This window comes from [Clostridium] hylemonae DSM 15053, from assembly GCF_008281175.1.
Taxonomy (GTDB): domain Bacteria; phylum Bacillota; class Clostridia; order Lachnospirales; family Lachnospiraceae; genus Extibacter; species Extibacter hylemonae.
On sequence record NZ_CP036524.1, the window covers coordinates 1182983 to 1199368 of the forward strand.

The 16386-nt window shown below is 49.7% G+C and carries 9 protein-coding genes; 7 read left to right on the forward strand and 2 right to left on the reverse strand.

The genetic code is table 11. The features are described from left to right. Positions 1 to 4: 4 nt before the first annotated feature. From mglC to LAJLEIBI_RS05570, 6 genes are all read left to right on the forward strand, one after another. Entirely contained in the window at positions 5 to 1234 is a 1230-nt protein-coding gene (gene mglC, locus LAJLEIBI_RS05545) for a galactose/methyl galactoside ABC transporter permease MglC (protein WP_006441942.1), read from the forward strand. A gap of 106 nt (positions 1235 to 1340) precedes the next feature. Beyond that, entirely contained in the window at positions 1341 to 2978 is a 1638-nt protein-coding gene (locus LAJLEIBI_RS05550; protein ID WP_006441943.1) for a response regulator transcription factor, read from the forward strand. 10 nt (positions 2979 to 2988) lie between these two features. Continuing rightward, a complete protein-coding gene (locus LAJLEIBI_RS05555; protein WP_149301900.1) occupies positions 2989 to 4806 on the forward strand; it encodes a sensor histidine kinase in 1818 nt (605 codons plus the stop codon). 1 nt (position 4807) lies between these two features. Then, the gene (locus LAJLEIBI_RS05560) at positions 4808 to 5779 is read left to right on the forward strand and encodes a substrate-binding domain-containing protein (protein WP_242654897.1); all 972 of its coding nucleotides are present in this window, start codon (positions 4808 to 4810) and stop codon (positions 5777 to 5779) included. 18 nt (positions 5780 to 5797) lie between these two features. Then, entirely contained in the window at positions 5798 to 6850 is a 1053-nt protein-coding gene (locus LAJLEIBI_RS05565; protein ID WP_149301901.1) for a galactose ABC transporter substrate-binding protein, read from the forward strand. A gap of 26 nt (positions 6851 to 6876) precedes the next feature. Beyond that, a complete protein-coding gene (locus tag LAJLEIBI_RS05570) occupies positions 6877 to 11109 on the forward strand; it encodes a PAS domain-containing protein (protein WP_006441947.1) in 4233 nt (1410 codons plus the stop codon). Between the two features lie 99 nt (positions 11110 to 11208). On the opposite strand, the gene LAJLEIBI_RS05575 is transcribed toward LAJLEIBI_RS05570, so the two are convergent. Together LAJLEIBI_RS05575 and LAJLEIBI_RS05580 are read right to left on the reverse strand one after the other, a co-directional pair. After that, on the reverse strand, positions 11209 to 11880 hold the full coding sequence (locus tag LAJLEIBI_RS05575; RefSeq protein ID WP_006441948.1) for a Crp/Fnr family transcriptional regulator: 672 nt from the start codon (positions 11878 to 11880) through the stop codon (positions 11209 to 11211). Between the two features lie 2 nt (positions 11881 to 11882). After that, complete coding sequence (locus LAJLEIBI_RS05580) at positions 11883 to 13340, reverse strand: GntR family transcriptional regulator (protein WP_006441949.1); 1458 nt, start codon at positions 13338 to 13340, stop codon at positions 11883 to 11885. Between the two features lie 206 nt (positions 13341 to 13546). Here LAJLEIBI_RS05580 and LAJLEIBI_RS05585 point away from each other — a divergent pair, with 206 nt between their 5' ends. Beyond that, positions 13547 to 16177: a response regulator gene (locus tag LAJLEIBI_RS05585; RefSeq protein ID WP_050765461.1), complete on the forward strand. Its 2631-nt coding sequence runs from the start codon at positions 13547 to 13549 to the stop codon at positions 16175 to 16177. Positions 16178 to 16386: the final 209 nt, after the last annotated feature.

Sequence of the window (16386 nt, forward strand, 5' to 3'; positions counted from 1 at the left end):
ATATATGCAGAACAAAGGAAAAGTAGTTGCCCGCGATAAATATGGGGTGACATTTATAGGAATTGGCATCGCAGCGGTCGTGCTGGGGCTCGTATTGTACTATTTCCTGGATCCCGGCGTATTTTATGACCTGGGTCTGTATGTGATAATGGTGGGCGCGGCTGCTCTTATATATGGACTAAGACAGCGGTTTGCCAGACAATATAAAGGAATTGCCGTAGAGCTGTCCGCAAATACGGGAAAGAGGTTTCTGACGAACAATGCCATTATGATAGCGCTTCTGCTCATGATCATCGTCATTATGATCATACAGCCAAGATTTATGCAGCTTGCGGTGCTTCTTGACATACTGACACAGTCGTCCACAAAGATGATCGTCGCGCTCGGTATCAGCTTTACGCTTTTGATAGCAGGTACGGACCTTTCGGCAGGACGTATGGTAGGTCTGGCGGCGGTCGTATCCACTTCCATGCTGCAGACAGCGGATTATGCCAACAGATTCTTCCCTGACCTGCCGCATATGGTGCTCATAGTTCCGATCATCGTGGCAGTCATTGCCTGTTCGCTCTTCGGTATACTGAACGGATTTCTCGTCGCAAAGTATGACATGCATCCGTTTATAGCGACATTGGCAGTGCAGGTAATCGTATATGGGGCAAACTCCCTTTACTTTGACATGGAGCCGAACAAATCACAGCCTATCGGCGGGGTGCGCCCTGACTTTGTGCTCCTTGGCCAGAAGAAGCTGTTCCAGATTGGAGATTTCCCGGGAATATCTGTCCTTGTACCGATCGCCATCGCGTTTGTTATCCTCATCTGGTTCATTCTGAATAAGACAGTGTTCGGAAAAAATGTGTACGCCATCGGAGGCAACAGGGAAGCCGCGATCGTATCCGGCGTAAATGTGTTCAGGACGATCATGTGTATCTTCATTCTGGCTTCCGTGCTGTACGGTGTTGCAGGTGTGCTGGAAGCCGCGCGTACCGCGGGGGCGACGAACAACTACGGCAACGGGTATGAGCTTGACGCCATCGCGGCCTGCGTTGTGGGCGGTGTTTCACTGAACGGCGGCGTCGGCAAGGTGAGCGGTATTGTAAGCGGTGTTCTGATATTTACAGTTATACAGTACGGACTGCAGTTTATCGCGGTGAGTCCGATGTGGCAGCAGGTCATCAAAGGAATCATCATAGCGATAGCTGTTGCGATCGACTTGTCAAAGTACAGAAAGAAATAGAGCGAAGCTTATATTGTGACAATATACAAAAACTGCTATAATAAACTTAGTTTGTTATAGCAGTTTTTGAAGCATTTATCATTAATATCAACATACCGGGGAGGAAATGATGGAGTATTACAAGATATTATTAGTGGATGACGAATTGGAGATTCGTGACGGAATGATTCAAAAACTGGACTGGCACAAGCTTGGGTATGACGTGGCAGCCGCCGCGGAGAACGGTGTTGAGGCGCTGGAAAAGGCGGAACAGGTCCAGCCGGACGTGATCATGACTGATATCCGCATGCCGTTTATGGACGGACTGGAGTTTATCGGGAAGGTGATCGAGCTGCGCCCGGCTGTGAAAATAATCGTATTTTCGGGCTTTGACGATTTTGAATATGCTCAGAAGGCGATCAACCTCGGGGTGGAAGAATATATATTAAAGCCTGTTTCGGCCAGACAGCTGGAGCAGTCCCTTGTCAGGCTGAAGAGCAAGATGGACGAAGAACTGGAGCAGAAGAGAAATATCGACCTGCTCCGAAGAAGCTATGAAGACAGCTTCCCGATACTGAAGGAACAGTTTTTTGTCAGTGTGATAGAAGGACGTATGCTTCCGAGGCAGATCGAACAGTGGCTGAATCAGTATAAACTGTCTTTTGTGTCCCGCTATAAAGTAGTGGCAGTGCTGTCGGCAGGCGACAACTCATTTCCCGGCGGCAGAAAAAACGACTTTGCGGGAAGTGAAGAACTTATTCCGATCGCTGTCAGGAAGACGGCGGAAGATATCGTGGGAAAATACCATGAACTGCACAGCTTTTTTTATTCCAATTATATCGTGCTTGTGGTTGCGCTGGAGTGGGAATCGCAGATATCACTTTTGTGCCAGGAGGTCAACGAGGCCTGCCGGGAAGGCTGCCGTATTACTTCTTCAGATGTCACTGCCGGGATCGGCGGTATCTATACACGGTGGGAGGAGCTTAAATATTCCTTCAAAGAGGCGGAAAACGCGCTGGAATACAGCACGCTGCTCCGGAAAGAAGGACGGCTTGCAGCGTACATAAAGGATGTGGAGCCGGAGGATACGACATCCAGACTCCAGCTGGAAGAACAAGATGAGAGGCTGCTTCTGAATGCGATCAAAGGCAACAATTGTGACAAGGTGCGCAGCCAGATCGAGCGGTTCTTTGCGAGGCTTGAGCAGGCGAGCCTGCCGTTTTACCAGTATCAGATGTATATCATGGAGATATTTACAGTGATCATGAAGCTCGTTAATGTCTATCAGCTTGATACAAAAGCAGTGTTTGACGGGGAGACAAATTACATATCTGCCGTGCTAGGCCTTCATTCCCTGGAGGAGATCAAGAACTGGTTCATCACGACCTGCGGCAGGGTGAGCCGGCTCATACAGAAAGAAAGGACAGATACGGGGGAAAAGCTCATTGAGAAAGCAAAGCAGTATGTGGAAGAAAATTACACAGATGCGGAACTGTCGGTGGAATCGCTCTGTGACAACCTTCATATAAGCCCGGCTTATTTTTCTACGATATTTAAAAAGGAGACCGGAGTAAACTTTATATCCTATCTCACGGATATGCGCATGGAACATGCCATGAAGCTTCTCGACACGACAGATGACAAAACATACATGATCGCTGCCAAGTCAGGCTATGCGGAACCAAATTATTTCAGTTATGCATTTAAAAAGCATGTGGGGATGTCTCCGTCTAAATACAGGAAACGGCTGGAAGAACAGGACTGAAAAAGAGATTATGACTGATAAAATTTATAAGTTATTTGAAAGAGTGAAATCAATATACCAGAAGAGAAGCCTGCAGTTTATACTGTCTATTTCGTTTACGCTCGTTTCAGTCGCGGTCATGATAGGCGTTGCGGCAGGCTTTTCACAGCGTTTCGTAAAGTCGACGGAACGGCTGGCGATCAGCAATAATAAGAATGTGCTTGACCAGATGAACCTGAATCTGGACAATTACCTGCACAACATGATGAGTATATCCAACACTCTTTATTACAGCATCATCAAAAATGTGGACTTTGGTAAGGACAGTGCGTCCTATGTCGGAAGTCAGATGAAGCTTCTGTATGAGGCCAACGCGACCTCTCTCGTCAGCATAGCTATATTCAGCGACGAGGGAGAGCTCATAGCGGCGCAGCCGCTGAGCCGGACAAAACAGAATGTGGACCCGGTCACCGCGGAATGGTTTATCCGGGCGAACAAGCAGATCGAGAATGTCCACTTTTCAACCCCTCATGTGGAGAACCTGTTCATCAATTCCGATAATATTTATCACTGGGTCGTATCACTGAGCCGTTCCGTAGAGATGACGAAGGACGGAGAGATCGTACACGGCGTCGTACTTGTAAATATGAACTTTACAGGAATAGAACAGATCTGTAAAAATGTCGATCTTGGCGAATCTGGGTACGTATATATCGTAGACCGCAGCGGGGAGCTTATCTACCATCCGAAGCAGCAGCTCATATACGGAGGTATTACGAGCGAGAACAACAAAAAGGCGGCACAGTATTCGGAGGGGAGCCATATCGAGACGTTTCAGGGAAAGGAGCGCCAGATCACGGTCAAGACGGTGGGATATACCGGCTGGAAGATCATCGGGGTATCTCCTACGGCGGACATCACCTCCCAGTATATGCAAAACAGCCAGTTCATCTGGATCGTAGCGCTGATCGGTGTCATCATCCTCGTCTTCGTAAATATGGTCATATCTTCCAGGGTGGCGAATCCGATAAAGCAGCTGGAACGCTCGGTCCGTAAGCTGGAGCGGAACAATCTGAACGCGAAGGTGAAGATCGGGGGAACATATGAGATCAGACATCTCGGCAAGACGCTGCAGTCCATGGCGGACAATATGAAAAAGCTGATGGATGATATTGTAAAGGGACAGGAAGATAAGCGGAAAAGCGAGATGTCCGCTCTTCAGTCCCAGATCAATCCTCATTTTTTGTACAATACGCTTGATTCCATTATATGGATGATCGAAAATGAGAGATATGAAGGCGCGATCGATATGGTAACAGCTCTTGCAAGGCTGTTCCGCATCAGTCTGAGCAAGGGGAAGAATATCATAACTGTCGAGCAGGAGCTGCAGCATGCGGAGAATTACCTTATCATACAGAAAGTGCGCTATAAGAACAAGTTTGATTATGATATAAGTATGGAGAAAAACTGCGCGCAATGTGCTACAATAAAACTGATCATTCAGCCGCTGATCGAAAATTCTATTTATCACGGTATGGAATATATGGACGGAGACGGAAGAATATATATCCGGGCTTACCGGAAAGAGGACACCTTATACATAGAGATAGAGGATAACGGCCCCGGTATGACAGAAGCGCAGGTGGAGGAACTGCAGAACGGCACATTGAGATCGAGCAAGGGCAAGGGTTCGGGAATAGGATTTCAAAATGTCAGGGAGAGGATCCGTCTTTACTTCGGACAGCAGTACGGCCTTGATGTAGAAAGTGAGCCGGACGAGGGAACTACAGTGAGGATACGGCTGCCCGCAACGACCATAGATAAACTGGAAATAGGCAGGGGGGATTAAAGTGGACAGAAGGAAACGATATATATTGTTAGCCGCAGCCGCCGTCATGCTCTTCACTGCCTTTATCTTTGGCTGGAACAATTCCATCCGGAATGATGAAAACCATATATACCAGATATCATATATCTACAGAAACAGTTCCATAGAGGAGAGTCAGCAGGCTGTCAGGCAGGGGATCGAACAGGCAGCCAAAGATTATAAATGTGAAGTGACCGCAGTGGCATTTGAGCCGGCCATCAGCCCCACAGAGCAGCTGGAGCTTGTCAGCAGAGAGGTGAAAAACGGCGCGGACGCCGTACTCATTGAACCGTTAAACAGTGAGGAGGCTGCGGACGGGCTGGCGGGTGTACAGAAAAAAATACCTGTGATACAGGTGAATACATGGTTTGAGTCCGACGGGGGAAGCATGCCCTCTGTCCATATTGACAACTATAAAATGGGAAAAGAACTCGCGCAGAAGATCGTAAAAGATATGGGCGCGGCAAAACAAGTCCTGCTCGTAAAATCGGAGATGGAGTATACGGATGTATATGAGACATACCGCGGAGTAAAAGAATATCTGGAGCGCGCAGGCGTCGGCATAAAAGAGACGACTCTGAGCGCCAGGGAGGCCGGAGGGGCAGGGATGGTGCCCGGGGCGCTGAAAACGACAGATGCAGACGCGGTCGCCGTATTCGGGACAATGCAGCTGGAGTTGTGCGGTAAGTTAAAGAAAGAAAACACAGCATTATCTCATACAAAAATATATGGCTTCGGCAAATCAAACCAGATCATCTCTTATCTGGAGGAAGAGATGATACAGGCGATCGGAGTACCGAATGAATACAGCACGGGATATCTCGGCGTAATGAAGGCTGTCAGCGGCATAAAGGGAGATCGCCAGGAAGACAAAAACATAGACTATTCGATCATAGAGAGGGATAATATCTACACAACGAAGAACCAGAGACTTTTGTTTCCGTTTGTTCAGTAAAGGAAAAGGGCAAAAAGTATGAAAAGTTTGAGATTCACAATGGCGGGAGTGTGCCTTGCAGGGCTTTTGACGCTGACTGTTGCAGGGTGTGCACAAAACGCGGAACGTGATAAGAAAGATACGATCAAGATAGGGGTGGCTATTTACAGAGGAGACGACGTGTTTATCTCCTCGGTAAGTTCTTCGATGGAAGAGGCTGTGAAGGAAAAGGAAGAGGAGCTGGACCGGAAGATCATCGTCAATATCGCTGACGCCAAAAATAGCCAGGGAAGTCAGAACGATCAGGTGGACGATTTTATCAGTAAGGGGTATGATGTCATCTGTGTAAATATGGTAGACCGTACCGCGGCGGCAGTGATCGTAGATAAGGCGAAGGAAGCGGGCATTCCGATCATCTTTTTTAACCGGGAACCGGTGGAGGAGGATATGGGCATATGGGATCAGACATATTATGTCGGAACGGACGCAAAGGAAGCGGGAGAGCTGGAGGGCCAGATCGTAGCAGATGCCTTTAAGGCCGCGCCGGAGCAGATCGATAAGAACGGAGACGGGAAGCTGCAGTATGTGATGCTGGAGGGAGAACAGGTCCATCAGGATTCTCTCATACGGACAGAGTATTCAGTCAAGACAATCCTGAAGGAGGGGATTCCGACAGAGAAGCTGGCCAGCGGGACAGGCAACTGGATGCGCTCTCCGGCGTATGAGCTGATGCAGGAATGGATAAAAGAATATGGGGACAGGATAGAAGCTGTTATCAGCAATAATGATGAGATGGCGATGGGGGCAGTCGAGGCGCTGGAAGAAAACGGCATGACCGGGAGCAGCGGCCCGATCGTCGTAGGGATAGACGGGACGCGTGACGGACTGGAAAAGATCGTGAAGGGGGAAATGATAGGCACGGTGATGAATGTCGCGCAAAAACAGGCGGAATGTATGGTAGAGATAGCCTGTTACTGTGCACAGGATGAAAATCCAAAAGGACAGGTCGAGTATCTGAACGGCAGATATGTGCGCATACCTCATTATATCGTGACGGCAGACAATATAGATGAGGTCATAAACGATAAATAATAGTACGATGAAGGAGGACTGAACAGATGCGGAAGGACATTCTTTCTATGGATCAGCAGGCGGCAGCGCTGGACAATGCACCTGTAGCTGTATTTGTAAGGGCGGCCAGCGGCGGCAGGCTGCTCTACGCTAACCGTCTGGCAGAAGAGCTGTTCTGGCAGAAGCCGGAGAGCGGTGGGGAGTTGTGCCCGTTCTGCTGCACAGAGGATATGAACGAATCCGGATTCAGTGTGAGAGAATTCCACTGTTCCATGGATGACCGCATCTATCAGTTCAGCGGCAGAAATATCGACTGGGCGGGGCAGCCTGCGCAGATAGAATACATAGTGGACATAACGGATAAGAAAAGGGAAGAGGAACATTTCAGAGCGCTAGAAGAAGAGCTTAAGGCTTCCAACGATAAGATGCAGGATATCATCAATGCGATCCCCGGCGGCGTGGCGATCTATAAAGTATCCGACATATTTGAGACCGTCTATTTCTCTGACGGGGTGCCTGAATTGTCCGGATATTCGGTGGAGGAGTATAAAGAGCTGGTGAAAGGTGATGCCGCCGACATGACTTACCGGGAAGACAAGGACATGGTAGTGTCAAAAGCCAGGGAGGTCATAGAGACCCGCGGACTGACGAGCTTCGAGTTCCGCAAGCAGCACAGGGACGGGCATATCGTGTGGGTACGTGTCCAGATCAAATGGATCGGGGAGGAGGACGGATGTCCTCTGCTTCACTGTGTCTTTCACAACATATCGGATATCAAGGAAGCACAGCTGGAAATGAGCCATATCGTCAATTCCATACCCGGAGGGATCGCCAGCTACCAAGTAGTGGATAATCGGTTTGTCCCAACCTTCTACTCCAACGGCGTTTTAGAACTGTCAGGGCATACGAGGGAAGAGTATGAGGATATCATACAGGATAATGCGCTGAATGTCATATATGAGCAGGACAGGCAGCGTGTGCTGGAGGCGGCCGCCTCCGCTCTCATAAGCGGTGAAGTGCTGGATGTCTCCTACCGTATGCGGCATAAAGACGGCAATCTCATATGGGTCCATCTCAACGGCAGGCGTATGGGACCGCTCGCCGAAGTGATGCGGTTTTATGCGGTGTTTACAGGTATGTCCGCAGAGACCCGGATCTTCCAGGAGATGGCCAATGAGACGGCGGACGGCATCTATGTCATAAGCAAAGAGACGTATGAGTTGTTGTATGTAAATGAGGCAAAAGACCTTTTTGCCGGGAAAAACGACTGCATCGGGCAGAAATGTTACGAGGCGCTTCACGGCCGGGAGAAGGCGTGTGAATTCTGTACTCTTGGGAAGTATGAACCGGACGGAGAGGAACATGATATGGCCGTTCCCGGTTCGGGCAGGTATTACAGCACACGTTTCCGTGAGACAGACTGGAACGGAATACCTGCTTATGTGAAGTTTGTCCGCGATACGACGGAAGAGGTCAGGACCCGGAAGGAAAAAGAACGCCTGGAACAGTATTTCCAGACCGTACTCAGTAATCTGCCGGGAGGAGTGGTCGTTGTCCATTATGAAAAAGACGGCAGCATGACGCCGGAGTTTCTGTCGGATGGTTTTGCCGCCATGACAGGCATGACAACGGATGAGGCATGGCAGCTGTACAGAGAGGATGCCATGGCCGGTATACATCCGGATGACTGCGCCTACGTAAAAGAACAGATGAATGAATATATTGCCTCAGGCGCCAGCAGCTGGGAGATCATATACCGGCTGAAAAAGGGCAGCGGCTATGTATGGGTAAAAAATACCCTCTCCCTCATAGAGAATGAAGGGGGCGAGAGGCGTATCTACACAGTATACCAGGATATGACAAAGATACTTAAGGAACAGGAACAGATGCGCCGCCAGTATCAGGAGATGCTCATGAAGCATTACCATACGCCGGGAGCGGACACCCTTATCCTCGGACACTGTAATATCACACAGAATGAGATCCTGGAGATAGATGACTATACGGGGCTGGATATACTTGGCACCTTCGGCGCTGTAAGGGAAGAATTTTTTACCGGAGTCGGGAGTTTCATCGTAGATGAGGAGGAAAGGAAGCAGTTTTACGGCACATATCTGAACAGACCTTCGCTGGAGGCTTTTGAACGGGGGGAGACAGAGCAGAAGATGGATTGCTTCGTAAAGCTTCCGCATGAAGAGAAAGGCCGGTATGTCCGGTTTAAGATGAATCTTGTCGCTACGCCGGACAGCGGGGATATAACCGGTGTGCTCACAGTGACCGACAGTACGCAGGAGACAGTGAGAGACCGTATCATGTATCAGCTCTCTGCGTCGGGGTATGATTTTATTGCGGACCTGGATGTGACAGAGGACAGATATGTGATTCTGTCATGCAGCGAAGACGCAAGCAGTGTTCCGCCCGGGGAAGGCTGTCATTCAAAGTGGACAGAAGAAATGCTCCAAAACAGAGTGGTGCCAAAAGACAGGGAGCGTTTCAGACGGAACCTGGATACTGCAGTCATGTTAAAGAGGCTTGGAAAGGGGCGTTCCTATACATTTGCCTACTCTGTTGCGGAAGAGAACGGAGATATCCGTACAAAGACGATGACTGTATCGGCCGTTGACCTGCGCATTGGCAGAGTATCGCTTTCCAGGGCGGATATAACAGAGTCGGTCCGTGAGCAGCAGGCGATGCTCCGCGTGATCGCATATACATTTGAGCTTGCCGGTTTTATTGACATAGGAACCGGAAGCTTTACGATGTATACGAGGGAAACTGTGCTTGAGAATCTGCAGCCTCACTTTGTGGCGGATTACTCTTCTGCGCTTCTGCAGTTCGTAAAAAGATACGGGCTGCAGGAGGGTGAGGAAGAATTATACAACTGCTTCCGTACGGAGACGATGAAGAAGAAGCTGGAAGAGAAGCCGAACGGATACGACTTTTTGTTTCCGTACAGGCAGGACGGCGGTGAACGCTATAAGCAGATCAATGTCATGTGGGGTGATATAAACCACAGTACCGTCTGCCTCGTCCAGGCGGATGTGACAGATATGCTGGCGGCTGAGCGGAAGAATAAAAAGGCGCTGGAGAATGCCCTCGTGCTTGCGGAAGAGGCGAACCGGGCAAAGAGCGATTTTCTGTCCACCATGAGCCACGATATACGGACACCGATGAACGCCATCATCGGAATGACCACACTGGCGGTGGCGCATCTCGGAGATTCGGGGCGTGTGGCGGACTGCCTGAATAAAATATCTATTTCTTCAAGACATCTTTTGAGTCTTATCAATGATATTCTGGACATGAGTAAGATTGAAAGTGCACAGATATCGCTGAACCGGATGGAGATCTATCTTCCGGATATGCTGGAGAAGCTGTCTGCGATCATTGCCCCTCAGGCAGGGGAGGCCGGTATCCGGTTTGACATAAGGACAGAGGGGATCCGCCACAATTATTTTTACGGCGACGCACTGCGCATTGACCAGATTCTCATCAACATTCTGAGCAATGCGGTGAAGTACACGAGGGAAGGCGGAAGCGTCATGTTCGCCGCAGAAGAGATACCGTCCGTCAGACAGGCAGGGTGGCTGCGCTACCGGTTTACGGTCAGCGACACAGGGATCGGAATGACGGAGGAATTTCTGGAGCATATCTTTGATCCCTTTGCCCGGAGCGCGGGCACGCAGCGTATTGAAGGCACCGGACTGGGCCTTAGTATTACAAAAGGTCTTGTGGATCTCATGGGAGGTGAGATATCCGTACAGAGTACGCCGGGTGAGGGCAGCTGTTTTCAGGTCGAACTGGAATGTGAGTCTGCCAAAGAGGCGGAAGCAGACCGGAAAGCAGAACGAAAAGCGCCGGGCGCGGATGCTTCGGATGACAAGCTGTTTGAAGGACGGCTGTTTCTTGTGGCTGAAGACAATGAGATAAACGCAGAGATTCTCTGTGAACTGCTGTCCATGTACGGGGCGGAAACAGTCGTCAGGGAGAATGGCCGTCAGGCGGTGCAGGCGTTCCTTGACGCTGCCCCCGGGACTTATGATGCAGTGCTTATGGATATACAGATGCCGGAGATGAATGGATATGAGGCGGCGCGCGCCATACGGCAGACGGACCGGGATGATGCGGCGGTGATCCCTATCATTGCCATGACGGCCAATGCCTTTTCGGAAGATGTAAAGGCTGCCGGTGAGTCCGGTATGAACGCCCACGTGGCAAAGCCGGTCGATGTAGAGATGCTGCGGGAGACGTTAAAAGAAGTTATGGGCAGGACGAAGTAATATGATCCGGAACAGAGACAGGACAGCAGTTTACAATATTATTGTTTCTTAAGCATATCGTAAGATATCCCCTGATACAGAGGCAGGATCATTTCTGTATCAGGGGATATTTTTATATACCGTGAATGTATTTTTTTTACAGGCGATGATGTTCTCTGCCTTCAGTTTGCTGATCTCGCCGGAGAGGGCGCTGCGGTCCACAGACAGGTATTCGGCCAGCTGCTGGCGGTTAAAGGGGATCTCAAAGGTTGAGCGGCCGCATTTGAGCGATTCAGCCGAGAGATAGGACAAAAGTCTGCCGCGGATCGTGCGCTTTGTCAAATGTTCTATCTTCCTGGTCAGTTCCACATTTTTTGCCGAGACAGCGGACAGCAGATTCTGTATGATCCTCGTGTGAAATGAACAGGCAGAAGTGCAGACGGTCAAAAGCTTTCTGACGTCGAAAAACATGACCTCTGTATCGGTGTTGGCCACAACACTTGCCTCTAACGGCATTTGGGACAGACAGGCATAAGCTTCAGCAAATATAGCTCCGGGCAGTATTTCAGAAATAATGGAGCGGTCCCCCCAGAAATCTTCCTTTACGATCAAAACGGAGCCGGACAATACCATACCGATAGAATGCACGCAGGCCCCTGCGCGTAGTATATAGCAGTTTTTATTGTAAGTTTTTGTTTTGGCCGACAGACAGCCCAGCATGGCATCAATTTCCTGCGCGTTAATTCCGCTGAACAATTCTGTGTTTTCGAGTAATGTTACGTATTGATTCATATTCAGTTCCTGTTTTCGTCCGGAATCAGAATGTTTTCCATTTCCGGAAAGCCAAGCTGCGACAAATAATTCACGGTACTGCGGAGTTCATAGATGATAAGTTCTTCAAGCGCTGCGGAGAAACGCAAATAATCCTCTTTCTGCAGCGCCTCGGCCAAAGCGTCGAAATAAGGAGCGTAAATGCGGTTGATGTATTCCTGGCTTCCTTCCATTCCGCGCAGAGCATAGGCCCAAAAGAATTGAAGCAGCAGCTCGGAGTAAACGGTTCTAATGGTCTGTAAAGGAGCAAGCTCTGCGATCGACTTCAGTATGAAATAGGATAAAGTTTCGCCGCGCTGCCGTTTTCTGTTTGAATCCAGTTCCCGGAGCAGTTGTCTGACGGAAGCCCCGTCGAGAGAAGAAAGCGTGAGCAGGGATACCTCACGGCAGGACAGCGCAAGTATCTGAAGGCTCTCTGTCATATCAATAAGCCGCCGGCGCAGAACAGGGTTGGTGAAATCACTGTTTTCTGTGGTTTTATCAAACGGAAGTATTTTTGTACCTACATATTTCGCGGACTTTATCGCCCCGACGCTGTAAAGAAGATCAAACGCTCTGCGGACCGTGCTCAAGGAAATGCCTTTCCGGGCCGCCAGTTCCTTTTGGGATGGGAGCAGGCTTCCGACAGGATATTTGCCTTGGCTGATCGAGAGGAGCAGCTCCATGGCAAATGAATAACAGAGCTGCTGGTTTTTCCTGTAAGAACTCCAGGCAAATGTAATCTCTTCCTCTGCGGGCGGCGCAGTGATCCTCGTCTCGTAGAACCGGTTCAAAGCAAAAGATAACCGCTTCATTGTCCGTTCCACCTCAGCGCGCAGTGAGGGCCAGTCTTTGTTCCGGCAGAGGGTCATAACTGCAGGAAGATAATCAGCAGACGGCTCAAAATACTGCAGATTATCTGTGAAACTGAATATAGGAACGTGTAAAAACATAGAGCTCTGCCAGACGAGACGCATAAGGAGGGCGTTCCCGAGGGCGCTGTACTTTTGATTGATATTCGTCAGTATAGCATAAGGAGCCGACGTGCTGACTTCGCGGGAAAGCCGGTCCATCGCCTGCAGTGTCTCTGATGACGCATTTTTCAGCCCATTCCACTGCACATTGCCAAACAGAGGGAACATAGAGGCCGCCAGGTCAAATATTGCATGTTTGCGCATGGAAAAAAAGATCTGGACAAACTGTTCCGTTTCCTGGGTACTGAGTTTAACGCTGACAGTGGCCCCCACGTTCTTTGACAGAGTAATATAACCCCCGTCTCTGAGCTTAAGATATGCGGCGCGGGCCGTATCGACCGATACGCAGAGCAGGGAGCTGGTCTCTTCTATGTTGGGGAGCTTTTCCCCGTAACGATATGTGCCAAACTGAATCTGGGTAAGCAGGACGTTGTAAACGACCTTGCGCAGTTCTGTACTGTTTTCCAAAATGGTACCTCCATTAATAAAAGGAATATTAAAGATGGTAGCTTTAAGTATAGCATTTTTTCATCCGGGTTTCCACAAGATTCCTTCTGCCGTCTATTGTTGCTATTTTGTCCGCGATTTGTTATACTTCAATATATATGTATGTGAACAATTAGAAAATCTCAAATCAATATCAGCGGATGAGGAGAAGTGAGGAGTTAAGACAGATGCAGAATACAGTAAAAAACAAGGAGTTGTCCGTGGGCAAAAGCCAACGGATGAGTATTGTCAGTACGGCGGTCCTCATTCTGCTCATGCTTAGCTACCTGGTGATGACTATCAGCAATTCCACCAAGCTTGCGGCCCAGACGGAGATCATCTCAAACCATCCCTTTGAGGTGGTGATATGTGCCGACGACGTAAAGCTCTATGTGTCGGAAATGAGCCTCAGGACCGGGCGGCTGGAGCGCCACCACAACAGCGATGACGTGGAGATCGCCGCCGGCAAACTGGAAGAACTGTATCAGTCGCTTAAAGAACCGGTTGCCCATGTTGAGAAATTATATCTGGGCGATGCAGAAGACGTACAGGAACTGGAAAGCACGCTGGCACTTCTGCAGACGGAACAGAACGTCTATCTGGAATTTTGTCTGCAGCCAGGGCTCACAGAGGAGAAGATCGAAGCCTATACACGGGAGCATCTCCAGCCCCTTTATGATCAGGCGGTCCATCAGGCGGAGCATATCATCTCCACCGCGCAGGAGAAAAAGGTGGGATATGGGGCCACCGCTGAAACACTGCGGATTTCCAGCCTGATCGGCTCTGTTCTGCTGATGGGACTGATGATAGTCGTGCTGCTCGTATCCCAGTATGTCCTTCACCGTCAGAGAAAAGAGCTGGTGTACAGAAGTAAACTTTTTGACTGCCTGTCTCTGAGCATCGATGACGCTTTTATCATTCGGGATGCGGATACCGGGGCGATCATCTACCGCGGACTCAACCTGGAGCGGATCCTTGGGATCCCTATGGTGGATATGGAAAGTCTGTATCAGGGGCTGAAGGAAGAGGATGCCCGTATTTTCAAAGAGGACTATAACGCTGTGCAGTCTGCTTCCCCGTATGAAAAGCTGGTGGAATATACCAGACCCGATAAGGAAAAGCGCTGGATGCTCGTACGGATCTACAGGGTGGAAGATATGAATGCCCCGCAGCTTATCACCGTATTTTCTGACCGCACAGAAGAGGTCTGTTCGCGTCAGGCCCTGCAGGAGGCAATGCTGGCAGCGGAAAATGCCAACGCGGCAAAGAGTGAGTTCCTGTCCAGGATGAGCCACGAGATCCGTACGCCTCTGAATGCCGTCATAGGCATGACTACGATCGCGGCGGCGTCGGTCAGTGATCCTGCCAGAGTAGAGGACTGTCTTACGAAGATCACGTTTTCGTCCAGACACCTTCTGATGCTGATCAACGACGTGCTGGACATGTCTAAAATAGAAAGCAGCAAGATGGCTCTGCAGAATGAGCCGTTTGATATCTTTGAGATCGTTAACGGCTTTGTATCCACCGTTTATGCTCAGGCAAAAAGTAAAGACATCGTGTTTGAAGAGACGATGGAAGGGTTTGGAAAAGATACGGTATTTATCGGAGATTCGCTGCGGCTCAATCAGATCCTGATGAACCTCAGTTCCAACGCAGTAAAATTTACCCCGCCGGGGGGCAGCATCCATCTGGACGTTTCCAGATATAAGAAAGGCAACCAGGCCGACGTGATCCGTTTCGTTCTTAAAGATACCGGGATCGGTATGACAAAGGAGGCTGTCGGACGTATCTTCCAGCCGTTTGAACAGGCAGACGCTTCCATCGCAAAGCGTTATGGTGGTACAGGGCTTGGCATGTCTATTACCCGCAATCTGATCACATTGATGGGGGGACAGATCCAGGTAGAGAGCGAGCCTGGTCTGGGGACAGCCTTTATCGTAGATCTGCCGTTTGAAAAAGGAGAAGAGAATCAAATGCCGGAGCCTGATTTTGGGCAGCAGAAGCTCAGGGCGCTGATCGTGGATGACGAGAGGCAGGTGTGTGAACAGACGGCGGTTCTTCTCGAAAAGATCAAGATCGACGCACAGTGGCGCCAGTCAGGCGCCGAGGCTCTGGAACGGGTGAAAGAGAGCCGCCGGGAGGGACAAGACATCGACCTTTGTCTCATTGACTGGAAAATGCCGGATATGGACGGCGTTGAGGTCACCCGCCGCATCCGCAGGGAGGTGGGAAACGACGTACCTATTGTGATGATATCGGCATATGATATCTCAGAGGTGGAAGAGGAAGCGCGGGCTGCCGGAGTGAACGGGTTTCTTCCGAAGCCGCTGTACCGTTCATCTGTTTACGCCGCTGTCAAAGCGGCAATGGACCGTAAAATGCCGCGTCCTGCAGACGCGGAGTACAAATCAGCCGATAAGCCCCTGAACGGCATCCATCTGCTGATAGCAGAAGACAATGCGCTCAACCAGGAGATTGCGGCGGCGCTGCTGCGTATGAACGGCGCCGCGGCAGACTGCGTGGATGACGGGCGGCAGGCAGTGGACGCATTTCTCGCTTCAAAGCCCGGCGAATACGATGCGGTGCTTATGGACGTACAGATGCCTGTGATGGATGGCTATGAGGCTGCGAGACGCATCCGTACTTCAGATCATCCGCAGGCCGGTACGATTCCGATCATTGCCACAACGGCCAATGCATTCAGCGCCGATGTCTCATCAGCGCTGGCTGCGGGAATGAATGCCCATGTGAGCAAACCGCTGGATGTCACACAACTTTGCAGGACACTTTTAGACTGCATCCGCAGGGCGGATGACTAGACAGACGTAAAAAGTACATAATAATGACAGATAGGAAGACGGTTTAGTATTAAACGGTCTTCTTTTATCTGTTTAGTACAATTTACCTGATGGTCAATATATAAAAAATGTGCTAATCTGATTGACGTACACATATATATGGAGTAAAATGAAAGAGAACATTTGTTCTGGAGTATACTTGATAAAAAGACAGAACAGATATAGCAAGA